General features: G+C 71.0%; 24 protein-coding genes. 12 read left to right on the forward strand and 12 right to left on the reverse strand.

Features of this window, described 5'->3' with window-relative positions; all coding sequences use genetic code 11:
- Window positions 1–69: 69 nt before the first annotated feature.
- On the reverse strand, window positions 70–1581 hold the full coding sequence (locus E0H26_RS00095) for a DUF3592 domain-containing protein (RefSeq protein WP_131299182.1): 1512 nt from the start codon (window positions 1579–1581) through the stop codon (window positions 70–72).
- Window positions 1582–1802: 221 nt separating this feature from the next.
- On the opposite strand from E0H26_RS00095, the gene E0H26_RS00100 reads away from it, so the two are divergent.
- On the forward strand, window positions 1803–2624 hold the full coding sequence (locus tag E0H26_RS00100; RefSeq protein ID WP_131300431.1) for a DUF4253 domain-containing protein: 822 nt from the start codon (window positions 1803–1805) through the stop codon (window positions 2622–2624).
- Window positions 2625–2633: 9 nt separating this feature from the next.
- Here the strand turns inward: E0H26_RS00100 and E0H26_RS00105 are convergent, their stop codons facing one another.
- A complete protein-coding gene (locus E0H26_RS00105; protein ID WP_131299185.1) occupies window positions 2634–3482 on the reverse strand; it encodes an endonuclease/exonuclease/phosphatase family protein in 849 nt (282 codons plus the stop codon).
- A gap of 96 nt (window positions 3483–3578) precedes the next feature.
- Here E0H26_RS00105 and E0H26_RS00110 point away from each other — a divergent pair, with 96 nt between their 5' ends.
- Window positions 3579–3731 (forward strand): hypothetical protein, encoded by a 153-nt coding sequence (locus tag E0H26_RS00110; RefSeq protein ID WP_206024773.1) that lies wholly within the window; start codon window positions 3579–3581, stop codon window positions 3729–3731.
- A gap of 5 nt (window positions 3732–3736) precedes the next feature.
- Here E0H26_RS00110 and E0H26_RS00115 read toward each other — a convergent pair whose 3' ends face one another.
- Window positions 3737–5131 carry a short-chain fatty acyl-CoA regulator family protein gene (locus E0H26_RS00115; RefSeq protein WP_206024775.1) on the reverse strand — a complete coding sequence of 465 codons (1395 nt, stop codon included), beginning with the start codon at window positions 5129–5131 and terminating at the stop codon, window positions 3737–3739.
- A gap of 215 nt (window positions 5132–5346) precedes the next feature.
- Here E0H26_RS00115 and aceA point away from each other — a divergent pair, with 215 nt between their 5' ends.
- Together aceA and aceB are read left to right on the forward strand one after the other, a co-directional pair.
- Window positions 5347–6618, forward strand: coding sequence for an isocitrate lyase (aceA, locus tag E0H26_RS00120; protein WP_131299187.1), 1272 nt, complete (start codon window positions 5347–5349; stop codon window positions 6616–6618).
- Window positions 6615–8225, forward strand: coding sequence for a malate synthase A (gene aceB, locus E0H26_RS00125; RefSeq protein WP_131299190.1), 1611 nt, complete (start codon window positions 6615–6617; stop codon window positions 8223–8225). The genes aceA and aceB overlap by 4 nt, the downstream gene beginning before the upstream one ends.
- 50 nt (window positions 8226–8275) lie before the next feature.
- Here aceB and sthA read toward each other — a convergent pair whose 3' ends face one another.
- Complete coding sequence (sthA, locus tag E0H26_RS00130) at window positions 8276–9679, reverse strand: Si-specific NAD(P)(+) transhydrogenase (RefSeq protein WP_131299193.1); 1404 nt, start codon at window positions 9677–9679, stop codon at window positions 8276–8278.
- A 145-nt stretch (window positions 9680–9824) separates the two neighbouring features.
- Between sthA and E0H26_RS00135 the strand changes: the two genes are divergently transcribed.
- Both E0H26_RS00135 and E0H26_RS00140 read left to right on the forward strand, forming a co-directional pair.
- Complete coding sequence (locus tag E0H26_RS00135) at window positions 9825–10109, forward strand: ArsR/SmtB family transcription factor (protein WP_206024777.1); 285 nt, start codon at window positions 9825–9827, stop codon at window positions 10107–10109.
- Window positions 10091–10480 (forward strand): VOC family protein, encoded by a 390-nt coding sequence (locus tag E0H26_RS00140; protein WP_131299198.1) that lies wholly within the window; start codon window positions 10091–10093, stop codon window positions 10478–10480. The genes E0H26_RS00135 and E0H26_RS00140 overlap by 19 nt, the downstream gene beginning before the upstream one ends.
- Window positions 10481–10525: 45 nt before the next feature.
- On the opposite strand, the gene E0H26_RS00145 is transcribed toward E0H26_RS00140, so the two are convergent.
- Window positions 10526–11491 (reverse strand): ATP-binding protein, encoded by a 966-nt coding sequence (locus tag E0H26_RS00145; protein ID WP_131299201.1) that lies wholly within the window; start codon window positions 11489–11491, stop codon window positions 10526–10528.
- Window positions 11492–11638: 147 nt separating this feature from the next.
- A complete protein-coding gene (locus tag E0H26_RS00150) occupies window positions 11639–12031 on the reverse strand; it encodes an SCO5389 family protein (protein ID WP_131299203.1) in 393 nt (130 codons plus the stop codon).
- A 218-nt stretch (window positions 12032–12249) separates the two neighbouring features.
- Between E0H26_RS00150 and E0H26_RS00155 the strand changes: the two genes are divergently transcribed.
- Complete coding sequence (locus E0H26_RS00155; protein ID WP_131299206.1) at window positions 12250–13041, forward strand: PrsW family intramembrane metalloprotease; 792 nt, start codon at window positions 12250–12252, stop codon at window positions 13039–13041.
- Window positions 13042–13164: 123 nt separating this feature from the next.
- A complete protein-coding gene (locus E0H26_RS29075) occupies window positions 13165–13323 on the forward strand; it encodes a hypothetical protein (RefSeq protein WP_165521720.1) in 159 nt (52 codons plus the stop codon).
- A 53-nt stretch (window positions 13324–13376) separates the two neighbouring features.
- Here E0H26_RS29075 and E0H26_RS00160 read toward each other — a convergent pair whose 3' ends face one another.
- The 5 genes from E0H26_RS00160 to E0H26_RS00180 form a co-directional block, all read right to left on the reverse strand.
- The gene (locus E0H26_RS00160) at window positions 13377–14168 is read right to left on the reverse strand and encodes an MBL fold metallo-hydrolase (RefSeq protein ID WP_131299208.1); all 792 of its coding nucleotides are present in this window, start codon (window positions 14166–14168) and stop codon (window positions 13377–13379) included.
- A complete protein-coding gene (locus E0H26_RS00165; RefSeq protein WP_131299210.1) occupies window positions 14165–14953 on the reverse strand; it encodes an alpha/beta hydrolase in 789 nt (262 codons plus the stop codon). The genes E0H26_RS00160 and E0H26_RS00165 overlap by 4 nt, the downstream gene beginning before the upstream one ends.
- Window positions 14950–15783, reverse strand: a complete 834-nt coding sequence (locus E0H26_RS00170) for an alpha/beta fold hydrolase (RefSeq protein WP_131299212.1) — start codon at window positions 15781–15783, stop codon at window positions 14950–14952. The genes E0H26_RS00165 and E0H26_RS00170 overlap by 4 nt, the downstream gene beginning before the upstream one ends.
- A 202-nt stretch (window positions 15784–15985) precedes the next feature.
- On the reverse strand, window positions 15986–16957 hold the full coding sequence (locus E0H26_RS00175; RefSeq protein WP_165521721.1) for a helix-turn-helix domain-containing protein: 972 nt from the start codon (window positions 16955–16957) through the stop codon (window positions 15986–15988).
- 237 nt (window positions 16958–17194) lie between these two features.
- Window positions 17195–17914: a TetR/AcrR family transcriptional regulator gene (locus tag E0H26_RS00180; protein WP_131299218.1), complete on the reverse strand. Its 720-nt coding sequence runs from the start codon at window positions 17912–17914 to the stop codon at window positions 17195–17197.
- A 117-nt stretch (window positions 17915–18031) separates the two neighbouring features.
- Here E0H26_RS00180 and E0H26_RS00185 point away from each other — a divergent pair, with 117 nt between their 5' ends.
- The 4 genes from E0H26_RS00185 (at window position 18032) to E0H26_RS00200 (ending at window position 22396) form a co-directional block, all read left to right on the forward strand.
- Window positions 18032–19015 (forward strand): NAD(P)-dependent alcohol dehydrogenase, encoded by a 984-nt coding sequence (locus E0H26_RS00185; RefSeq protein ID WP_131299221.1) that lies wholly within the window; start codon window positions 18032–18034, stop codon window positions 19013–19015.
- Between the two features lie 100 nt (window positions 19016–19115).
- Window positions 19116–19478, forward strand: coding sequence for a metalloregulator ArsR/SmtB family transcription factor (locus E0H26_RS00190; protein ID WP_131299224.1), 363 nt, complete (start codon window positions 19116–19118; stop codon window positions 19476–19478).
- A complete protein-coding gene (locus E0H26_RS00195; RefSeq protein WP_131299227.1) occupies window positions 19475–19975 on the forward strand; it encodes an SRPBCC family protein in 501 nt (166 codons plus the stop codon). Before E0H26_RS00190 ends, E0H26_RS00195 begins: the two co-directional genes overlap by 4 nt.
- A 141-nt stretch (window positions 19976–20116) precedes the next feature.
- Complete coding sequence (locus E0H26_RS00200) at window positions 20117–22396, forward strand: catalase (RefSeq protein ID WP_131299230.1); 2280 nt, start codon at window positions 20117–20119, stop codon at window positions 22394–22396.
- 161 nt (window positions 22397–22557) lie between these two features.
- Here E0H26_RS00200 and E0H26_RS00205 read toward each other — a convergent pair whose 3' ends face one another.
- Window positions 22558–23823: a cytochrome P450 gene (locus tag E0H26_RS00205; protein ID WP_131299233.1), complete on the reverse strand. Its 1266-nt coding sequence runs from the start codon at window positions 23821–23823 to the stop codon at window positions 22558–22560.
- Between the last annotated feature and the right edge of the window lie 68 nt (window positions 23824–23891).

A 23891-nucleotide genomic window follows, 5' to 3' on the forward strand; every position in this document is an offset into this window, starting at 1 on the left:
CCAGCGTGTACGTGTTGGCCACCCCGGCGACCGGCGTTGGACGTTGCCGTCGGCGGTGCTCCGGTCGGGTCACGGTCGTACGGCGTAGAAACCCCGCCACGGCGCGCCGCCACCCCACAGCTGGTAGCCGCCGATGAGCGCCAGCAGGTAGGCCGCACCAGGCGGGCCGGCCAGCAGCCAGCCGCCCCCGGCCAGGGCGGCCAGCGCCAGCAGCATCTTCAGGTGCCGGCTCGCCGGCTCGGTGAAGCCCAGCGAGCTGAGCTCGACCGGACTCAGCTCGTAGTTGATGGGCGGCCGGCTGCGGGCGGTGCTCGCCGGCCAGAGGCGTCCCACCCCGGCCACGTCGACCAGATACATCCGCCGAAATCCTGGGCACCGGCGCAGTTCGACGGATGACGGCAGCCGCTCGGCACTCCACGGGTTGCGGTGCAGCCAGTGCACCAGTCGGCTATCCCAGACGACCCGCTGGTACCAGGTCCGGTCCTCGCTGCGTAGCTCAAGCCAGTATGACGTCGGCTCGGTGCCCCAGTGCAACTCCGCCACCCTGACGCTGGCCTGTGCGGGCCGGCCCCGGCGCAACGTGCCGAGCGTCCAGCGACCGAGCCGCCACGTCCACGCCCACGCCAGCACGAAGCCGGGCAGCAGCGCGATGTGGGCAAACACGATCCGCTGTGGTGGCTCGAACTCGAAGAACTCGGGGTACTCCGGCATGACCTCGTCCGGCCGGGTCGGGTCGTAGCGCAGCGGCACCTGGCCGCCCTCGCGATAGCTGTCGGCGTCTCGTGGCCTCCACCGCACTCGCCATTCGTCCCCCGCGTCGTCGTGGTAGGCGACCTCGATCCGGTCGTCCGCGCCGAGCCGCGTCGCGGTGACCGTGCCCAACGCGCTGGCGGTCAGCGGGGCGTCCTGCTGCCGTTCCCACTCCGCCAGGTACCACAGCGTGCCGGCGATGGTCGACCCGAGCAGCAGCCAGCCGGCCAGGACCTTCCAGATGACGAGGTTCGCCCGCTTGGGTCCGGCTGCCGTCGGCGCCCCGGCGGCGGTCACCTCCCGGGCGGACGGCGGGGGTACGTCGTCCCACTCCGCAGGGAGGCTGCGGGACTGGTCGGCGACCGCGGCGTGGGCGGGATCAACCGTGGGCGGCGTCACCACGTCGGTCCCACCGCGCAGGATGGGTCGGAGAAAGTGAATCCCGATGCCGAGGAAGGCGACGGCGACCCCGGCCAACCACCACCAGAGTTGGTCGTCGGTGTACAGGGTGTCCGCCGAGGGACCGCTGACCGTGCCCGCCACGGTCGTACCGTCTTCGAGGGGTGCCCGGAAGCGGTCGTGCAGCGTCACCGCGTCGATGCGGACGGCGCCATCGGCCGAGACGAACGGGCCCGAGCAGGTCCATTCCGGACCGTCGTCGGTGTCGGCGAAGACGCAGTCCTCGATGGTCACGTCGCCGGCCAGACCGCCGTGCTCCGCCCGGTACGAGTCGACCGCGATGACGGACATCCAGATCGCGCCACCGAAGCAGACCACGACGAGCGGAAGCAGCAACCAGTCGTGATACTCCAACCCCCGTACCCGACGCACCGTCCCCCCTCCCCCCGGATCGCCGGCATGCTGGCCCGACACTGTAGACGACCCCAGCGACCAACAGGCAGGACTCCCCGTCGCGCCGAGCGCCGTTGATCAAGAAGTTTTCGTCACCAAACCCCTGCCCCCGTGACGCAAACCTCTTGATCAACCCCGGATGCGGGGGAGGGTGGGGGTGGGTCGATATGCTCGTGTTTGTGACGTCGCGGTTGGATGAGATGCCTGCGGAACTGCTGGAACTGTTCGGGGGCGAGGGGGCGCGGACGCTGGGCGTGCCGCTGCCGGCCGGGCGGACGGTGCGCGGTGACGAGGGTGCCGGCGAGCGGCCGGTGTTGTGGGTCAGCGACGACCCGGCACCGGCCGGGCTGTGGACCCGGCTGCACGCGGCGCATCCGCAGTCCGGGCTGTGGCCGCTGCTTCTGGACGGCCTCGACGGGGACGCCGCCCGCCCCTGGGACACCGGCGAGTTCTGGCCGATGCCGGCCCCACCCGCCCCGCACGACGCCGAGCGGCTGCTCGCCGGCGGGTGGGCCCGCTACACCGGCACGGACGACGACGACATGCTGGAGCCGGCCCAGCGGGAGGCGGTCACCGCCCCGTACGGCCGGGTCTGGCCGGGACTGGCCCCGACGGTGCCGACCCGGGTCGCGGCGCCGCAGCATGCCGACCACTGGGCCGAGCAACTGTCCCAGGCCCAGCCCGGCATGCGGCTCGGTCTGGTGCCGGCGCGGCGGGGCAGTGACGCGTTGGCCGCCATCGGCTGGCAGGGCGCGATCAACTACACCGGCCCCGCCGAGTTGTGCGCGGTGCTGGGTAGCTGGGAGGAGCGGTTCGGTGCCCGGGTGATCGGGGTCGGCTTCGCCGAGTTGTATCTCAGCGTCGCCGCGCCACCCGCCGACGTCGCCGAGGCGCTGCCGGTCGCCGCCGAACACTTCGCCCTCTGTCCGGACAACATCTGGCAGGGGCAGCGCCCGTGCACCCTGGCCGCCTACGCCGACCGGCTCGTCGACGCCCCCACCTGGGCGTTCTGGTGGGACTGAGGAGCCTGGTCAGGCCGCCGGGTCCGGCTGCCGTTCGGTGACCAGGGTGACGAGGAACGCGGCGTGGTCGGTGGTCTGGTTCATCCCGATCGACCGGGTGGACTCGATGGTGACGTCGGGCGTGGCGATCAGCTGCTGCACGCCGCCGTCGTGCCGGTGCCGGTAGCCCGCGGGCACGCAGGAGCGCACGTCGGGTGAGCCGCCGTGGCGCAGGTTGAGGTCGCCGCTGACCAGGGTGGGCTGGTAGCGGGACCGGGAGTGCAACGCCGGGATGGCCGCGTCGAGCAGGTGCGCGCACTGGGCCAGGGCGAGGTCGGCGCTGGTGTACGCCAGGTGCGTGGTGCAGGTGAAGGAGACACCGAGAGCCTCGACGCAGAGCCAGGCCCGCTGCTCCGGATCGGCCGGGTCCTGCGCCGGGTAGAAGCCGTTGTGCACGGTGTGACCCCGGTACGGCGCGGGGACGTGCGCCACCACCCCGACGCCGTACTGCTCGCCGTTGACACAGCGGTACGGCTCGCCGGTGCGGCCGTTCCGGGCCGGCTGGAAGGCCGCCACCACGATGCCGTCGTGCACCCGCGTCATCGCCCGTTCCAGCACGTCGATGTCGCCGGCGCAGATCTCGTTGAGGGTCACGATGTCGGGCCGTTCGGCGCGGATCACCTCGGCGGCCCGGTCGACCGCCCGGCCGGTGAAGCAACCCTTCGCCATGCCGCTGTTGCACAGGTTCATCTGGAGCACCCCAAGCCGGATGCTCTCGGCGGGACGGGCCACCGAGCAGCCGGCCAGCAGCGCGGCGACGAGGAGCGGGCCGACGACGGCCCGCAGTGACCGGCGAATCTGGTACGGACGAACAGCCATGCACCCGCCCTGCGCGTAAAGGGGTGGCAAGCCTATCGGCACCTCCGGTCCGGCCAGCCGGCGTCATCGCCCTCCGCGATCAGGTGGCCGCACGGGGTGATCAGCCGCCGCTCTGCCGGTAGCGGAATTCCCTGGCCCGCCGACCGGTTGGCCGACGCCCGACTCGTCACCATCACCGCCGGTCATCTGGTGCACGTCACCGCGCCGGAGGCGTACCTCGACGCGGTGAACACGTTCCTCGCCGGGTGACGGGGTCAGCCGCGCAGCGGATAGGGGATGAAGGTGCTGCGGTTCTCGTCGAGGTCCAACTGCCGGCTGATCGGTGGGGCGGCGCGTTGTGGGCAGGTCATCCGCTCGCAGGTCTTGCAGCCCGGCCCGATCGGCGTGGCGGCCTCGGCGGCGTGCAGGTCGACCCCGGTGGAGTAGACCAGCCGGCTGGCGTGCCGGGTCTCGCAGCCCAACCCGATCGCGTACACCTTGCCGGGCTGGCCGTATCCGCCGTGGTGTCGGGTGATGGTGCGGGCGATCCACAGATAGCGTTGCCCGTCCGGCATCGCCGCGACCTGGGTGACCACCCGACCGGGGGAGCTGAACGCCTCGTACACGTTCCACAGCGGGCAGGTGCCGCCGGTGCGGGAGAACGGGAAGCCGGTGGCGGACTGCCGTTTCGACATGTTGCCGGCCCGGTCGACCCGGACGAAGGAGAACGGCACCCCGCGCGCCCGGGGCCGCTGCAACGTGCTGAGCCGGTGACAGACCGTCTCCCAGCCGATCGCGTAGTGCTGGGTGAGCAGTTCGATGTCGTAGCGGCGCTGCTCGGCGGCGGTCAGGAACTGTTCGTACGGCAGGATCAGCGCGGCGGCGAAGTAGTTGGCCAGCCCGACCCGGGTCAGGATCTGGGTCTGCACGTCGTCGAAGCTCTCCGACTCCACGATCTCGTCGATGACGTCGGCGAACTCCAGCAGGGCGATCTGCGCGGCCATCCGCATCGCCTCCTGCCCGCCGCGCAGCGAGGTGGACAGGTGCAGGGTGCGGGTCTGTGGCCGGTAGCGGTGCAGGTCGCCGCCGAGCGCCCCGTCGTCCTCGCGCAGGATGCGTACCCCGTGTCGCTGCGCCAGCCGGTCGCGCAGCCGGCCACGGACCTCACCGCGTCGTAGCCCCATGGCGGCGGCCAGCCGTTCGGCCTCCTCGTCCATCTCCGGTACGTAGTTCTGCCGCCGGTAGAAGAATTCGGTGACCTGGTCGTGCGGGCTGCGGCCGAGCCGTTCCCGGTCGCCGACCAACTCGGCGAGTTGCTCGTCGGCCTGCTGGTAGCGGCGGTGCAGGTCGATGACGGCGGCGGCCACCTCGGGCAGCCGGGTGGCCAACTCGGTCAGCTCGGCGAGGCCGGCCCGGTGGGGCAGCGCCTCGCGTAGCCCGGTGACCAGGCGCGGGGTGTCGTGGGCGGCGAACACCGTGGGGTCGACGCCGAAGAGTTCGGTGATGCGCAGCAGCACCGGCACGGTCAGCGGTCGGGTGTCGTGCTCGATCTGGTTGAGGTAGCTCGCGGAGATGTTCAGGTGCCGGGCGAGTTCGGTCTGGCTGAGCGCGCGTTCCTCGCGCAGCCGGCGCAGCCGCGCCCCGGCGAACGTCTTGGTAATCGCTCCCACCTCCCGTCCCGGCGGTTTTGTCGAACCACATTAGCACTGCTGCCAATAAGGGCTTTAACAACTTCGCAAAATGGCTCGTCAGGTTTTCAAGAATTGGCATTTTCCGTCTCTCGACCCGATCGGCGCACCGTGTGACCGTGGGCTACACACCGGCGGCCCGGCAGCGGCGCGCAGCGGCCACGGTGTGGCCACGAATTGTGAAGGGATGAGAAACGATGCCTACTCCGGTCGAGCAGTTGCAGCACGAATGGGACACCAACCCCCGCTGGCGGGGAGTGCGCCGGAGCTACCGCGCCGAGGACGTGGTGCGGTTGCGCGGCGCGATCCAGGAGGAGCACACCCTGGCCCGGCACGGGGCGAACCGGCTGTGGCGGCTGTTGAACAGCGAGGACTACATCCACGCCCTCGGTGCCCTCACCGGCAACCAGGCCGTGCAGATGGTCCGGGCCGGCCTCAAGGCGATCTACCTGTCCGGCTGGCAGGTGGCCGCCGACGCCAACCTGGCCGGGCACACCTACCCGGACCAGAGCCTCTACCCGGCCAACTCGGTGCCGGCCGTGGTCCGCCGGATCAACAACGCGCTGCTGCGCGCCGCCCAGATCACCACCGCCGAGGGGGACACCTCGGGAATCGACTGGCTGGCCCCGATCGTCGCCGACGCCGAGGCCGGCTTCGGTGGCGTGCTCAACGCGTACGAGCTGATGAGCGGAATGATCGCGGCCGGCGCCGCCGGGGTGCACTGGGAGGACCAACTCGCCGCCGAGAAGAAGTGCGGCCACCTGGGCGGAAAGGTGCTCATCCCGACCGGCCAGCACATCCGCACCCTGGAGGCGGCCCGGCTGGCCGCCGACGTGGCCGGGGTGCCGACGGTGGTGGTGGCCCGCACCGACGCCCAGGCCGCCACGCTGCTCACCACCGACGTGGACGAGCGCGACCGCCCCTTCGTCACCGGTGAGCGCACCGCCGAGGGCTTCTACCGGGTGCGCAACGGCGTCGAGCCGTGCATCGCCCGAGGGCTGGCGTACGCCCCGCACGCCGACCTGCTCTGGATGGAGACCAGCACCCCCGACCTGGAGGTGGCCCGCCGCTTCGCCGAGGCGATCAAGGACGAGTACCCGGACCAACGGCTGGCCTACAACTGCTCGCCGTCGTTCAACTGGCGAAAGCACCTCGACGACGCCACCATCGCCAAGTTCCAGCGGGAACTCGGCCACATGGGCTACAAGTTCCAGTTCATCACCCTGGCCGGCTTCCACGCCCTGAACTACTCGATGTTCGACCTGGCCCGGGGCTACGCCACCGACGGCATGCCGGCCTACGTCTCGCTCCAGGAGCGGGAGTTCGCCGCCGAGGCGGCCGGCTACACCGCGGTCAAGCACCAGCGGGAGGTGGGCACCGGCTACTTCGACCTGATCAGCACCGTGCTCAACCCCGCCGCCGAGACCACCGCGCTGCGCGGCTCCACCGAGGAGGAGCAGTTCTCATGAGGTACGAGATCATCGGCCCGCTGGCCGAGCGCTTCGACGAGGTGCTCACCCCCGAGGCGCTGGAGTTCCTGGTCACCCTGGACAGCGAGTTCGCCGCCCGGCGGGTGGCCCTGCTGGACACCCGCCGGGCGCGGCGGGACCGGTTCGCCACCGGCCAGCTGCCCGACTTCCTGCCCGAGACCGTCGGCGTGCGCGCCGACCCCACCTGGCAGGTGGCGCCGCCGGCACCCGGGCTGACCGACCGGCGGGTCGAGATCACCGGCCCGCCGGACCGCAAGATGACCATCAACGCGCTGAACTCCGGCGCCCAGGTGTGGCTCGCCGACTTCGAGGACGCCACCGCCCCGACCTGGGACAACGTCATCGGCGGTCAGCTCAACCTGATGGACGCCCTGGACCGGCGGATCGACTTCACCGACCCGCGTGGCAAGCGGTACGCCCTCGGCGAGGAGTTGGCCACCATCGTGGTCCGCCCGCGCGGCTGGCACCTGGTGGAGAAGGGCATCGTGGTGGACGGGCGGCCGATCTCGGCCAGCCTGGTCGACTTCGGGCTCTACCTGTTCCACTGTGCCCGCCGGCAACTCGCCGCCGGTGCCGGACCGTACTTCTACCTGCCGAAACTGGAGTGCCACCGCGAGGCGCGGCTGTGGAACGACATCTTCGTCTTCGCCCAGCACTACCTGCGGCTGCCGCAGGGCACCATCCGGGCGACCACGCTGATCGAGACGATCACCGCCGCCTTCGAGATGGAGGAGATCCTCTACGAGCTACGGGAACACTCGGCCGGGTTGAACGCCGGCCGGTGGGACTACATCTTCAGCATCATCAAGAACTTCGGGCAGTGGCCGGACTTCGTCCTGCCGGACCGGGCCGCGGTCACCATGACCGTGCCGTTCATGCGCGCGTACACCGAGCTGCTGGTGCGGACCTGTCACCGGCGCGGCGCGCACGCCATCGGCGGGATGGCCGCCCTCGTGCCCAGCCGGGACCCGGAGGTCAACGAGACCGCGCTGGCCCGGGTGCGGGCGGACAAGCAGCGGGAGGCCGGCGACGGGTTCGACGGCTCCTGGGTGGCCCACCCCGGCCTGGTGCCGACCTGTCGGGAGGTGTTCGACGCGGTGCTCGGTGAGCGCCCGAACCAGCTCGACCGTCGACGCGACGAGGTGGAGGTGACCGCCGCCGACCTGCTCTCGGTGGACAAGACGCCGGGCCAGGTCACCGAGGCCGGCGTACGGTCCAACATCGCGGTGGCGCTGCACTACATCGACGCCTGGCTCGGCGGTGCCGGCGCGGTGGCGCTGTGGAACCTGATGGAGGACGCCGCGACCGCCGAGATCGCCCGCTGCCAGGTGTGGCAGTGGCTGCACCACGGCACGCCGCTGGCTGACGGGGGCAGCGTCACCTCGGACCGGGTGCGGGCCATGCTCGCCGAGGAACTGGCGGCGTTGACCGAGGGGCGTGGGGACGCCGAGCGGCAACGCGCCGAACAGGCGGCGCGCATCGTCGAGGAGACCGCGTTGGGTGAGGACCTGCCGGCCTTCTTCACCACCGGCGCGTACGCCCGGCACCTGGGCCCGCGTCGTCGGTCCGTCGCGGCGGCCGGCTGACCAACGGCGGTGACGTCGGGGCCGCCCTGCCCGGCCCCGACGTCACCGCCTCAACCGTCGATGCGGGTGATGTTGCGGATCTTGTTGGCGGCGTCCAGCGCGGCCACCTTGTACGCCTCGGCCAGTGTCGGGTAGTTGAAGACCGCGTCGACCAGGTAGTCGACCGTGCCGCCGCAGCCCATCACCGCCTGCCCGATGTGGACGATCTCGGTGGCGCCGGTGCCGAAGACGTGTACGCCGAGCAGGCGCCCGTCGTCCGGCGAGACGAGCAGCTTCAACATCCCGTACGAGTCGCCGACGATCTGACCCCGGGCCAGCTCGCGGTAGCGTGCGATGCCCACCTCGAACGGGGTGGCGCTGTCGGTCAACTCCTCCTCGGTCTTGCCGACGAAGCTGATCTCCGGAATCGTGTAGATCCCGATCGGCTGCAGCCCGTGCATCGCGCGCACCGGCTCGCCGCAGGCGTGCTGCGCGGCCAGCCGGCCCTGCTCCATCGACGTCGACGCCAGCGCCGGGAAGCCGATCACGTCACCGACGGCGTAGATGTTCTCCACGCTGGTGCGGTAGTTCGCGTCGACCTCGATCCGGCCCCGCCGGTCGGCGGTCAACCCGGCCGCCTCCAGCGCCAGGTCGTCGGTCTGGCCCTGCCGTCCGGCGGAGTACATGACCGTGTCCGCGACGATCTTCTTGCCGCTCTTGAGGATGCACAGCGCGGCGGTCTGGTGCTTCTCCACCGCGGCGACCTCCTCGCCGAAGCGGAACGTGACCGACAGGTCGCGCAGGTGGTACCGGAGCGACTCGATGATCTCCTCGTCGCAGAAGTCGAGCATCTTCTCGCGGCGCTCGACCACCGTCACCTTCGTGCCGAGCGCGGCGAACATGGAGGCGTACTCCATGCCGATCACCCCGGCGCCGACCACCACCATGCTGCGCGGCACGGCCTGTAGGTTGATCACTCCGTCGGAGTCCACGATGGTCCGGTCGTCGAAGTCGACGCTGTCCGGGCGGGCCGGGCGGGTGCCGGCGGCGATGATGGCCTTCGCGAAGGTGACCTTTGACTCGCGGCCGGATCCGCCGTCGACCCAGACCGAGTGGGCGTCGGCGAACCGCCCGGTGCCGGTGATCATCGCGATCCGGTTGCGGGCGAGCTGGTTGCGGATCACGTCGGTCTGCCGGTTGATCACGTGTTGGGTGCGGGCGGCCAGGTCGCTGACGGTGATCTCGTCCTTGACCCGGTAGCTGCTGCCGTAGAGGTCCCGTTGGCTCAGCCCGGTGAGGTAGAGCACGGCCTCGCGGAGCGTCTTGGACGGGACGGTGCCGGTGTTGATGCACACCCCGCCGATCATGTCGGGCCGTTCCACGAGGCCGACCCGGCGGCCGAGCTTGGCGGCGGCGATGGCGGCCTTCTGACCGCTGGGTCCGGAGCCCAGCACCAACACGTCGTAGTCGTACACGAGCGTAAGCGTCGCAAGATGTGCTGGCCGGCGCCAGACCTGCCGCCCGCCTGGGACAAGGGTTTACCTACCCGGAACGTTGCCGGCGCCGGTGGTGCCCCGGACGAGCTTGACGTGCAAGCATCTGCTTGCCTATTGTTCGGTGGTGGGCGACGTGTACAAGGCGCTGGCGGATCCCACTCGACGGGCCATCCTCGACGAGTTGCAGGACCGCACCGGCCAGACACTGTTCGAGCTGTGCGTCCGCCTGACGCACCAGGGATTCACCTCGACGCGGCAGGCCATCTCCCAGCACCTCACCGTGTTGGCCGGGGCCGGGCTGGTGGTGCTGCGGCGCGAGGGCCGGTACACCTTCATCGACCTTGACACGTCTCCGCTCCAGCAGATCTACCAGAGATGGCGGGTGGGACCGTGCGAATCGGACACATGAGCATCCTCGTCGACGACCAGGACAAGGCCCTGGCCTTCTACACCGGCGTGCTCGGCTTCATCAAGAAAACCGAGATACCGCTCGGTGAGCACAGGTGGCTGACCGTGGTGTCGCCGGAGGACCCGGAGGGCGTGGAACTGGTCCTCGAACCCGACCAGCACCCGGCGGCGGCGGCCTTCAAGAAGGCGCTCGTCGCGGACGGGATCCCGTTCACCATGTTCACCGTGCCGGACGTGCCCGCCGAGTACGAGCGGCTCACCGGGCGGGGAGTGACCTTCACCCAGGAACCGCTGGAGATGGGGGGCGTGACGACCGCCGTCTTCGACGACACCTGCGGCAACCTCCTCCAGATCGTGGCACAGCAGGGCTGACCGCCCCGGCGTCGGCGATGGGTCAGCCCATCGCCGACGCGGCTCTCAGGCGGTCGCCGCGATCGGCACGGCGTCGGTGTCGAGCTGGAATTCCGGGTCGATCTGGGTGGTGAGGTCGATCCCGGTGCGCGCGTTGGCCCAGGCCTCGGCGTTGCGTCGGTGGAACTCGTGCGCCAACCGGGTGAACGCCGCCCGGTCCTGGTCGGTGCCGTCGACGGCCTCGGTCAGCCGGCCCAGCACGGCCCGGTTGCTCTCCTCCAGTTCGGACAGCGGACCGACCGTGCCGCGCTCGGCCCGGCGTACGTAGGTCGAGCGGCCGAACCAGGTCAACAGGTCCGCGCCGACGTGCTCGCGCAGGAACTCCACGTCGGTGGGGTCCTCGACCTTGTTGCCGACCACCGAGAGGGCCACGTCGTAGTCGCGGGCGTAGCCGGCGTACTGGTGGTAGACCCCGACGCTGCGGGTGGTCGGTTCGCAGACCAGGAAGGTGCGGTCGAAGCGGGTGAACAGCCCCGAGGCGAACGAGTCGGCCCCGGCGGTCATGTCCACCACCACGTACTCGCCCGGCCCGTCGAGCATGTGGTTGAGCAGCAGCTCGACCGCGCCGACCTTGGCGTGGTAACAGGCCACGCCGAGGTCCTCCGTGCTGAATTCACCGGTCACCGCCAGCCGGATCCCGGCGATGTCGCGCACGCAGGCCGCGTACACCGGGTTGTTCTCGGCCACCCGCAGCAGTCGGGAGCCCCGCCCGGGTGGGGTCGTCTTGACCATCTCGGCGGCGGAACCGATCCGCGGATTGTCGCCGCGCAGGTACTCCTTGATCGCGGGTAGCTGCTCGCTCAGCGGGGTGATCGTGGTGTGCGCCGGTCCGCCGAGGGCGACCGCGAGGTGCTGGTTGATGTCGGCGTCGATGGCCAACACGGGTCGGCCGGAGGCCGCGAGGTGGCGGACGAACAGCGCGGCGAGGGTGGTCTTGCCGCTGCCGCCCTTGCCGACGAAGGCCACCTTCATCGCACCCACCTCGCCTTGACGCTAACGATTATCGTTTCCATGTAGCCGATGCTAGCCGCCGCCCGGCTGTCGCGTGGCGCAACCCGCCCGAACCGGGCCGCCGCGCGGGCCGGGCGGGAGCGACTGTCCCGCCCGGCCCGGCCCGGCTCAGCAGTCCCGCAACTCGGGGGACTGGTTGAGCAACTGCCCCCGGACGGAGACGAACCGGCGGTACGTGTCGGAATCGACGGCGGACGGCCGGAACGCCGCCACCCGGTGACAGTTCTGGAAGGCCAGCTTCACCCCGAAGTGGCGTTCCAGGCTGGACCGGATCGCATCGCTGGCCAGCGCACGCAGCAACTGGCCCCGCTCCGCCTCGCTCGGCGGCGGGATCTCGTTGTCGGCGAACTCGGCGCCGGTGGCGGCCAGCTCGGCCGTCACCCGGCTGACGGTCTGCCAGGCGTACGGCAGGGATTCGCGTACGCAGGCCGCGAACGCCTCGTCATCGACGGACCCGGACTCGGCGGCGCGCAGCAGGCTCGGCGACACGGTGAGAGACATGCTTCTCCTCAACAGATAACGACCATCGTTTTCATTACCGCTTACGGACCGAGCACACCACGTCACGATCGGCACTGTCAACGCCCGCACCACGCGCGTGTCGCGGCGGCGCGGCCCGCCCGTCGAGTCGACCGGAGGGCGCAAGCGCGCCGGCCAGGGCACGCTCGACAGCGCAGAAACGGCCTCATGGTCCGGGCCTCGTTGGGATACTCGCTCAGGTGGCGGTCGGGGGACGGCGGTGGGCGTGGCTGGCGGTGCTGCTCGTCGGCGTCGCCCTCGTCCTGCTGGTGCTCGTGGCGCTGATCGGCACCCGCAACGTCCTCCTCGTGCCGGTGCTGATCGTGCTCGGCGCCGCCGTCGTGCCGGCCGCCTTCCTCACCTTCGTGCAGGGCCGATCCGGCCAGTGGCAGGTGCCCGGCTCGGTGGTGACCGTGGCGGCCCTGCTCGGCGGGCTGATCGGCGTGATCGCCGCCGCGGCGATCGAGTACGACACGCTGCGTCGGCTCGGCGCGCTACCGGCGGTGCTCATCGGCCTGACCGAGGAAACGGCGAAGCTGGTCGTACCTGCGTTGATCCTGCTGCTGTGGCGGCGGCGGCCCCGATCGCCGGGCGACGGCCTGGTGATCGGGGTAGCCTCCGGCGCCGGCTTCGCGGCGCTGGAAACCATGGGCTACGCCTTCACGGCCCTGCTCGCCTCGTCCGGCAACCTCGGCACGGTCGAGCAGATCCTGCTGGCCCGGGGCCTGACCGCGGCCGTCGTGCACCCCAGCTGGACCGGGGTGGCCGCCGGAGCCCTGTTCGCCCTGGCCGCCGGGCCCAGTGCCGGCCGGTGGCTGGCGTTCGCCGTGACGCTGCTCGCCGTGGTCGCCCTACACGCCAGCTGGGACGCCGCCGGCTCGCCACTGGCGTACGCGGTCATCGCACTGGTCTCGCTCGGATGGTTGCTGTGGCAACTTCATCGGCACCGCCGGCCGACCGTACCCACACCGGAGCCGGGCGGCGCAGCCTAGTCGATCGCGGGGTCGCTCACGCGGCGAACCTCGACCGGCGGGCCGTTTGCGCCCGGCCCGGCCGGGAATGCGACAGCTGCGGGGCGGGCAAATCGCCGCCACCGACGGTACGGGGAGGTCGACATGGGTGACCGAGAGATGCTGCACGAGCTGCGGCAGCAGGCCCACAATGCGGGCATCGAGGGCAACTCGAAGATGACCGAGGACCAGCTGCGTGACGCGCTGCGCCGGGTCGGCAAGGGTGAGCCGGCCCAGATGGCCAAGCAGCAGGCCAAGCGCTGAGTCGTCGCGGTCGACGCCGAGTCCGGTGGTACACCGGGCTCGGCGTCGACCTGTCATACCGTGACCGGCGTGGCCGTGCCGGGGGTGAGCCAGTGCAGGCTCTGCTGGACCGTGCGCGGCGCGGTGGCGAAGGCCGTCTCGACCTCCCGTCGACCCTCGGTGAAGTGGCTCCAGCCCTCGTAGTGCACGGGCACGACGGTGCGGGCGTCGATCAGCCGGCACAGTTCGGCACCGTCGGCGGCGGTCATCGTGTAGCGCAGCGGACCGGTCTGGCCGAACTGCACCGCGCCCAGGTGCAGCACCATCGTGCCGACGTCGAACCGGTCGGCGACCTGCCGGACGCCGTCGTACAGCACCGTGTCGCCGGTGATCCACAGTGCTCCGTACCGCTGCCCGGCCCAGCGCAGCGCGAAGCCGGTGACCTCCCCGGCGACCGGCCGGCTCAGCGGTGGTCCGTGCCGGCACGGGGTCGCGGTGATCTCGATCGTCGGCCGGTCCGGCGCGCTGAGTTCGGTACGCTGCCACCGCGCCAGGCCGGTGGCGCCCGCGCCGAGCCGCCGGGCGCCGGCCATCGTGGTGACCACCCGGCCCACGGTCGGCAGCAGGCCGCGACCGGCGTCGTCGAGGTTGTCGGCGTGGTGGTCGTGGGTGAGCAACACCGCGTCGATGGTGCCCAGGGCGGCTGCCGGCAGGGCCGGGCCGGCGAGCTTGCGCGAGGTGGTGCCCCAGCCGAACCCGTAGGTCCGGCCGGGGGCGTCGAACGTCGGATCGGTGAGGATCCGCCAGCCCTCCACCTCGATCAGGGTGGTCGGGCCGCCGACGTGGGTGATCTGGACAGCTGTCATCGGGCGTGCTGTACGGCCCAGTCGAGCACCTCGTCCGCGATCTGCTCCCAGCCCTTCTGGGCGGGCAGCAGGTGGGCGTAACCCGGGTACTCACGGCGTTCGGTGACCGTGTTGGACTTGTAGTGCTTGGCGTTCGACTCCTGCACGGCCGGGGGCATGATGTGGTCCTCGCCGCCGGAGACGAACAGCAGCGGGGCCCGGTCGTCGTTGTGGTAGTCGACCCAGGTGTCCTGGTGGCCGGGCTGGAAGTTGGCCAGCACGCCGCCCCACACGATCCCGCCGGGGGCGGGGATGTGGTAGCGCTCGTAGAGCGCGCGGGCCTCGTCCTCGGTGAAGGTGTTGGTGAAGGCGTACCGCCACTGCTCGAAGGTGAGACCGACCGCCTTGTGCCGGTTGGCGGGGCTCTTGAGCACCGGGAACGTCGACTTCACCTGGGACAGCGGCACGACCCGTACGCCCTCGGTCGGCGCCGAGTTCAGCGCCACGCCGGCCGCGCCGTAGCCCCGGTCGAGCAGGATCTGGGTGAACGCACCGCCGGCCGAGTGCCCCATGATGATCGGGGGTTCCGGTAGGGCCCGGATCACGTCCTCCAGGTGCGAGATGATCGTGGGTACGGTCGACGTGGCGATCGGCGTGGGGTCGGCGTTGAGCGCCTCCACCTCGACCTCGAAGCCCGGGTAGGCGGGCGCCACCACCTGGTGGCCCTTGCTCTCGTAGTGGGTGATCCAGTGTTCCCAGCTGCGGGGCGTGACCCAGAAGCCGTGCACCAGGACGATCGGTTTCATGGCTGGTACTCCTCCAGGAAGGCGAGCAGGTCGTCACCGAGCTGCTGCTTGTGGGTATCGGTGATGCCGTGCGGGGCACCCGGGTAGACGATCAGCCGGGCGCCCTTGATCCGGGCGGCGGACGCCTTACCGCCGACCTCGAACGGCACCACCTGGTCGTCGTCGCCGTGGATAACGAGGGTCGGTACGTCGATGGCGTCCAGGTCGGGGCGGAAGTCGGTGGCGGAGAAGGCGGCGATGCACTCGTAGGCGTTGCGGTGGCCGGCGGCCATGCCCTGGAGCCAGAACGTGTCCCGGATGCCTGCCGAGACGGTCGAACCGGGACGGTTGTGGCCGAAGAACGGGCCGTCCGCGAGGTCCCGGTAGGTCTGCGACCGGTCGGCGAGCGAGCCGGCGCGGATCCCGTCGAACACCTCGATCGGTACGCCGTCGGGATTGTCGTCGGTCCTGAGCATGAACGGCGGCACCGCGCTGACCAGGACGACCTGGGCGACCCGGCCGCTGCCGTGCCGGCCCACGTAGCGGGCCACCTCGCCGCCGCCGGTGGAGAATCCGACCAGGGTGGCCTCCCGCAGGTCGAGGTGGTCCAGGACGGCGGCCAGGTCGTCGGCGTAGGTGTCCATCTCGTTGCCCTGCCAGGTCTGGCTGGAACGACCGTGGCCACGCCGGTCGTGGGCGACGACCCGGTAGCCGTTGTTGGCCAGGAACAACGCCTGGGCCTCCCAGCTGTCGGAGTTGAGGGGCCAACCGTGGCTGAGGACGACCGGCCGGCCGGCACCCCAGTCCTTGTAGAAGATGTCGGTGCCGTCGAAAACGGTGACGTGTGGCATTGGCTGCTCCTGCCGTACGGGTACCTGGATGACGGCGGCTGCGGCGTCGGGCCGGGTTGCCCGCCGAAGCCAGGAAAAATCTCGCATCCAGGAACCGGCGAAAGTGTGCTGAGAGCGCACCGTTCTGACGCCAGCGTGCAGTGTTGGCGACGCCCGCTCCGCAGGCGCGAACCGATGGGCGCGGGGGCCGGCCCGGCACCGGTCAGCGGTGGGGTTCGGCGAGCGTGGTCAGGGGCCGCGTGGACGCCATCTGTCGTGGTGTGACGCCGAAGAGTTCCCGGAACTTGCTGGAGAAGAAGCTCGGGTTGGAAAATCCCCAGGCGCGGGCCGTCGCGGCGATCGAGGTGTAGCGCGGCCGGGCGGCCGTCAGGTCGGCCCGGGCACCCTGTAGCCGCTGCTCGATGATCGACTGTTCCAGGCTCTGGCCCAGCGTCTCGTAGAGCTTGTACAGGGCACGCAGTGACATGGCGTTGGCCGCCGCGATGCGGGCCGGTGTCAGCTCCGGGTCGCGCAGGTGCTGACGGATGTAGGCCTGCACCCGGGCCTGGGTCGAGGAGTGCATGGCCTCGCGCAGGCGGCTGCCGTCGGCGGCGGCGGAGGTCACCAGCGCCCGCATCAACTCGGCGGAGGCGGCGCCGATCTCCGGCGCGGCACCACTGTCGACCAACTGTCCCGCCTGGCTGGTCACCCGGGCGACATGGTCACGGACCAGGTCGTAGAGCGGGCTGGCGCGCAACTCCCGGGCCGCGCGGTGGATGGTGTCGCGAGGAAGGCCCAGGTGGTCCACCTCGACGTGCAGGGCGTACGAGGCCCCGGTGCCGGTCCAGCCGTAGACGTAGGGGACGGACAGGTCGACCAGCATGAGGTCGCGGGGCCCGAACATCCGGTCCTCCCGGGCCCAGCTCAGGTGGTTGTCGGTACGCATCGGCAACGCCAGGACGATGGAGGACTCGTCGCTGGCTCGGGCGATGCGCGGGGTACGCCGCAGCGTGGTGCCGGACGCCTCGATGTTGAACACCTTCGCGCGCCCGAACCCGTACGTCGTCATCCGGGCCCGGATCGAGGCCGGGTCCTCGAAGGACGCCATGCTTGCCGAACAGTTGCCGCTGACCGTGGCCTGGAACGCTTCGGCGCGCTCCCGGGGTGACAGCGAATCCGTGTCAAGAACGAGCATGACGACCCTCTTCATACCTGAGCAGGCAGCCGAAGACTCATATTTGTAGCATTCGCGCAACGGCACCGAATTGACTGGCGCGTATGCGCAATAATCCGTCGAGGATGTTTCGCCAGTGGTGTGACGGCGCAATTCCGAACCCCACGTCGAAGCGACCTCAGTATGCGCCTCGACCCCCGGCGCGCCAATAGCTGAGGTGCCCCGGTGGCGCCCGCGTGACGCCTTGTTCCGGACCGGCTACCGGGTGCGCCGCGCCGAGGTCCACGCCTGCTGCTGCAACCGTTCGATGCCGTCGAGCAGCAGGTCCAGCGCGAACTCGAACTCGAACTGGTCGTCGCAGCCCTGCCCCACGACCGACGCGTCGTCGTGGGACGCGGCCGTGGCGATCTCGGCGAGGTGCGGAAACCGGGCCGCGACCTCCGGCGGCAGGGCGGCGGTCGGTGGGGCCGGCGTGGTCCTGCCGGACCGGCCGGCGTCCCGGGCGGTGTCGAACAGTTCCTGGCTGAAGCCGAGGATCCGGCTGCCCATAGCGTGCATCACGTGGTGGGCCAGGTTGGCGGAGAACCCGCCGGCCCGCAGCGTCCCGACCACCGAGTCGAGGTAGGCGAGCAGCGCCGGGGTCGCCATGTTCCGCGTCTCGATCGCGAGCGGCGCCCAGGGGTGGCGTCGCAGTGCCTGTCGTGCCGACAGAACCCGTCTCCGGAGGTCCTGCTTCCAGTCGGCGCCGGGTGTCGGTGGGTCGATCTCGCCGACCACCAGGTCGATCATGGCGTCGAGCAGTTCGTCCTTGTTGGCCACGTGCTTGTAGAGGGCCATCGGCACCACGCCCAACTCCTGGGCGAGGTTGCGCATGCTGAGCGACTCGATCCCGGCCGCGTCGGCGAGCGCGACGGCCGCGCGCAGGATCCGATCCCTGCTCAGCGGCGCCCGGCGCAACGTCTCAGCCTGCTCAGCCATCTTGATCCTCGTCCGTCGGTGGCGGTTGAAACCATATCCGTCTTGACAGGTGTACGGCGTACACCTACCGTCGTTCATAACCGAGGTGTACGCCGTACACCCGTGAGGGGAGGGCAGATGAAAGCCATCGTCCAGGACCGCTACGGCTCGCCGGAGACGCTCGACCTCGCCGACGTCGACGTGCCGGTACCCGCCGCCGACGAGGTGCTCGTGCGGGTCGAGGCGGCCGCGCTCAACGCGTACGACTGGCACGTCATGCGCGGCGACCCGCGACTGGCGCGGCTGAGCCTGGGGTGGTCACGGCCCCGGGCCCGCATCCGCGGCCGTGACTTCGCCGGCCGGGTGACCGCCGTCGGCGCCGGAGTCCGCCAGGTCCGTCCCGGCGACGCCGTCTTCGGCGACCTCGGTGACGCCAACGGCGCCTTCGCCGAGTACGTGTGCGTACCCGAGACCCTGGTCGCGCCCGCCCCGGCGAACCTCACGCCACAGCAGGCCGCCGCCCTGCCGCTGGCCGGGGTCACCGCGCTGATGGGGCTGTCCGACGCCGGTCAGGTCGAGCCCGGCCAGCGGGTCCTCATCAACGGCGCGTCCGGGGGAGTCGGCACCCTGGCCGTCCAACTCGCCAAGGCCCTCGGCGCGACCGTGACCGGGGTGTGCCGCACCCGCAACGTCGACCTGGTCCGCTCTCTCGGCGCCGACCACGTCGTCGACTACACCCGGGACGACTTCACCCGCGACGGGCGCCGCCACGACCTGGTGTTCGACCTGGTCGGCAACCGCTCACTCACCGCGCTGCGGCGGGCGCTGACCCCGACCGGGACGCTGGTGCTCTCCGGCGGTGGTGTCTACCGCGGCGGCAGCCTCGTCGGCCCGGTGCGGCTCCTCGCCCGCGGCCGGTCGCTGGCGCCCTTCGTCCGGCACCGCATCGTCATCCTCACCACCGCACCCAGTCGCCGGCACCTCGACACCCTCCGCGCGCACGCCGAAGCCGGCCGCCTCACCCCGGTCATCGACCGGACCTACCCGCTGCACGAGGTGCCCCAGGCCATCGGGTACCTCGAAGGCGAGCACGCGCGGGCGAAGGTCGTCATCACCACCTGAGCCATCCCGTCGCCGGACGGGATCGTCGTCGGCGTGGCCGTGGGGGTCCAGGGGAGAGCGGATTCTTGAAGACATGTAACTCATCGGTTACGCTTTGGCGGTGGACGAGGTAGCCGCAGCCATCGCGGATCCGGTGCGTCGGCGCATCCTGGAGCTGCTGCGGGAGCGCCCGCTCCCGGCCGGCCGGATCGCCGAGCACTTCGAGATCAGCCGGCCCGCGGTCAGTCGCCACCTGCGCGTACTCCGCGAGAGCGGGCTGGTGCGCGACGCCGTGGTCGGTCGCGAGCGCCGCTATGAACTGGCGCCGGCCCGGTTCCGTGACCTGCTCCGGTGGCTGTCGCAGTTCAGCCGGGCCGAGCTGTGGGAGCGCCGGTTCGACGCGCTGGAAACCGAGGTTCACCGTACCCGCCGCGAGCGCCGCACCGGTGGCTCGCCGAACTCCTCTCAGGAGCGGACAGCTTGATACCCACACCATCCGGGCGCCTCTTCGGCACCGACAGCGGGCCGGACCTGGTCGTCACCCGTGAATTCCGTGCCCCGATCGACGACGTATGGGCCAGCCTGACCGAACCGGATCGCACCGCCCGGTGGTACGGCCGCTGGACGGGCCGGGCCGCGCCCGGTCAGCGCGTCCGGGTGCAGTTGGCCTTCGAGGAGGGGGAGCCGTGGTCCGAGATGCGGATCGACGCGTGCGAACCACCCCGTCGGCTCGCTCTCTCCGCCCTGGACGAGTCTGGCGCCTGGCGGTTGGAGTTGCTGCTCACCCAGCGGGGTGCCCGCACGGAACTGCGCTTCGTCCAGCACTTGGACACGGTCGAGGGCATCGGCGAGATCGGGCCCGGCTGGGAGTACTACCTGGATCGGCTGGTGGCCGCCCACCAGGACACGGCGATGCCCTCGTTCGACGACTACTACCCGGCGATGAAGACCTACTTTGATCAGTTGAGCCCGTCTCGCTGATCTTCCGCGCCCGGAAGCGGCCGGTCATCCAGATGTGACCGAGGAGGCGGCTTCGAGCGTAGTTCGGCCCGTTTTGCGCTCCCTGACCCGGGTACCGCCCTTGGAGTCTGCTCGTTGTGCTCCAGGAAGGTACCGGTAGAGATGGAATCCCGTAATCCCGCCAAGGCGGTCAAGGACGTCGTGGAGTCGGCGGCGGAGAAGGTGGCCGACGTGCTGAGCCCCGACGTGCCCGGCGCGCCGGGCAGCGCCTCGCCGACGGTCGAGGAGCCGACCACCCCACACGGTCCGCTGCCGCCGAAGCCCGAGCAGGGTTCCCCGCAGACCCGTACCCCGACCGGTGCCCGTACCGGCGCGCCGGCCACCGCGAAGGGTCAGCAGGGCGCCTACCTGACCACCTCCCAGGGGGCCCGGCTGCGCGACACCGACCACTCGCTCAAGGCCGGGCCGCGCGGACCGGTCCTGCTCCAGGATCACCACCTGCGCGAGAAGATCACCCACTTCGACCACGAGCGGATCCCCGAGCGGGTCGTGCACGCCCGGGGTGCCGGCGCGCACGGGGTGTTCACCGGGTACGGCGCCGCCGAGAACATCACCCGGGCCGCGTTCCTGGGCAAGGGCCGCGAAACCGAGGTCTTCGTCCGGTTCTCCACCGTGCTCGGCTCGCGCGGTTCGGCCGACACGGTACGCGACACCCGCGGCTTCGCCACCAAGTTCTACACCGACGAGGGCACCTTCGACCTGGTCGCCAACAACATGCCGGTGTTCTTCATCCAGGACGCCATCAAGTTCCCGGACATCATCCACGCGGCCAAGCCGCACCCCGACCGGGAGATCCCGCAGGCGCAGAGCGCCCACGACACCTTCTGGGACTTCGTCTCGCTGCACACCGAGGCGCAACACCACACCATGTGGAACATGTCCGACCGGGGCATCCCGCGTTCGTACCGGACCATGGAGGGCTTCGGCGTACACACCTTCCGCCTGGTCAACACGGCCGGGGAGACGGTGCTGGCGAAGTTCCACTGGAAGCCGAAACTGGGCGTGCACTCCCTGGTCTGGGAGGAGGCGCAACTGCTCAACGGCATCGACCCGGACTTCCACCGCCGCGACCTCTACGACGCCATCGAGGCCGGCGCGTTCCCCGAGTGGGAACTCGGCCTCCAGGTCTTTCCGGACACCCCGGAGGAGACGTTCGCCGGCATCGACCTGCTCGACCCGACGAAGATCGTGCCGGAGGAACTGGCCCCGGTACAGCCCGTCGGCAGGCTGGTCCTCCACCGCACCCCGACGAACTTCTTCGCCGAGACCGAACAGGTCGCCTTCCACCTCGGTCACCTGCCGCCCGGCATCGACGTGACCAACGACCCGCTGTTGCAGGGCCGACTCTTCTCGTACGTCGACACGCAGTTGACCCGGCTCGGCGGACCGAACTACCCGCAGATCCCGATCAACCGGCCGCACGCGGCGGTCAACGACATGTTGCGCGACGGCTTCCACCAGCACGCCGTCCATGCCGGCGTGGCGCCCTACCGACCGAACTCCCTCGACGGCGGCAATCCCTTCCCGGCCGGCGACGACGACCACCCCTTCGTCGACGTGCCGGTCCAGGTGGCTTCGGCACCCAAGGTCCGGCAGAGCCCGGCGTCCTTCGACGACCACTTCAGCCAGGCCCGGCTGTTCTGGCTGAGCATGTCGCCGGTCGAGCAGGAACACATCATCCGCGCCTACACCTTCGAGTTGGGCCGGTGCTACCACCAGGCGATCAAGGAACGTCAGCTCCGGTGCCTGGCCAACATCGACCCGGTGCTCTGCGCCCAGGTCGCCACCGGTCTGGGGTTGCCCGCGCCGGAGCCGACCATCCCGCTGGCCGAGGTCACACCCAGTCCCGCGTTGTCGCAGGTCGGTCGGCGGTGGCCGGTCGACGGCCGGCTGGTCGGCATCGTGGTGGCCTCCGACAGCGACCTCGACACCGTCCACCAGGTGCGCCGGGCCGTCTTCGCCGCCGACATGGTGCCGCTGCTGATCGCCCCGCACGGCGGCAAGATCGCAGACCTGCCGGTGCAGCGCACCTTCGCCACCGGCCGGTCGGTCGAACTCGACGCGCTCCTGCTCGCCGCGGCGCCGCCACCCGCCCCCGACGCGCCACCCGCCCCCGACGCGCTGCCCGCCCGTGACGCCAAGGCCGGCGCGGCGACCGCCGCCACCGTCGACCCCCGGGTGGAGTTGCTGATCGAGGAATGTTGGCGGCACGCCAAGGCGATCGGTGCCTGGGGCCCCGGCATCACCGCGCTGGAACAGGCGGGAGTCGACGGAACACCCGGCGTCGTCACCGGTGACACCGGCGGCGATGTCTTCGCCGACCTGCAACAACTGATGACCCACCACCGGGTCTGGGAGAGGTTCCCCGCCTCGGTCGGCTGATCCCGCCCCGCCGCTGGTGGCGCAGCGGCCGGGAGGTGGTCGGTGCTGGACGGTGACGCGAGCCGGTGCGGCCGGGCCCTGCCCCCGGGGTGGCGGCTCGCGAGCACCGTCCAGCCGGAGGGTTGGTCGTCCGGGCGGGCCGGATGGTTCCCGCCGACTGGTCAGCGGGTGCTGAGCTGGGCGGTGCTGCGGCTGGCGGACGGCACGGCGATCAGGAGGCCGCTGGTGGGGCGGGTCGGAATGCGGTGCAGCGGGATGTCCATGTCCTGTGCCGGCACCGCGTAGTCGAGACGGGCGAGCCGTACCGCCAGGGCCCTCAGCAGCGCGACGGTGATCTGTTCACCGGGGCAGCGGTGCCCGGTGCGCGGATCACCACCGCCCTGCGGTACGAGGTCGAAGGGGCCGATGTCCCGCCCGACGAAGCGATCCGGGTCGAACCGGTACGGGTCGGCCCAGAGCCGGGAGTCGTGGTTCTGGCCGTACAGATCGAGCAGGACGATCGCCCCGGCGGGGATCGCGGTGCCCTGCCACGTCAGATCGGTGGCGGCCCGCCCACCGACGAAAGGTGCGAACGGGTAGAACCGACGCACCTCGTTGGCGAACGCCTCGGCGAACGCGGCGTCGCCCGCGCGGAGCCGGTCCCGGTGCTCGGGCCAGCGGTGCAGGGCGTGGCCGGCGAAGGTCACGAACCAGGTCACCGCGACCGTCGGCCGGATGATGTTGAGCAGCTCCACGGCGGCGGTCCGCGGATCCAGCAGTTCACCGTCGCTGTCCCGATGCTCGACCACCGCCGCCAGCGCCGAGCCCGGCGACACGGTGAGCTCGCCCTGCCGGACCTGGTCGACGAGCCCGGCGAGCCACCGCTCCCGGCGTCCCCGGGCCCGCCGGGCGTGCCAGTGCCGAGGCCCCGCCGTGGCGAAGCCGTCCACCATCGCGATCAGGTCGGCCGCGAGCGCCGAAGTGTCCTGCGGCTCCACCGGCACACCGGCCCAGTCGCAGACGGCGCTGGTTAACACCGGCGCGGTCTCGTCGAACAACACGACCGGTCGCCCTGACCAGGATCGGGCCGCCGCGTCCCACGCCGCCTCGGCCCGCGTCACCAGGCCGTCGAAGCCGCCGCCCATCAGCAGCGCGGTGAACATCGCCTTGCGCACCCGGTGCTGCTCGCCGTCGAGGCTGTGCACGGCACCCTTGCCGAACAGCGTCCCGCGCAGCGGTTCGGGAATGGCACCGTGCCGCCGAATGTGGCGCTCGTCGTAGAAGAACCGCACCGCGTCGGGCCCCCGCAACGCCACGGCGGTCTGACCAAGAAGACGGGTACGCACCACGTCCGTCGGGCTACGGCGCAGGCGGTTGGGCAACCACCCGTAGCCCTGGATCGCGAGCGTCAGCGTGTCGTCCAGACGTCCCACCAGGTCAACCAGCATGGGGCTGGTCCTGCCCACTGCGACCGCAGTCAAACCACCACCGCCGAGGCAGAATGGTGCCGCCGCGA

This window comes from Micromonospora zingiberis, from assembly GCF_004331455.1.
Classification (GTDB): Bacteria; Actinomycetota; Actinomycetes; order Mycobacteriales; family Micromonosporaceae; genus Micromonospora; species Micromonospora zingiberis.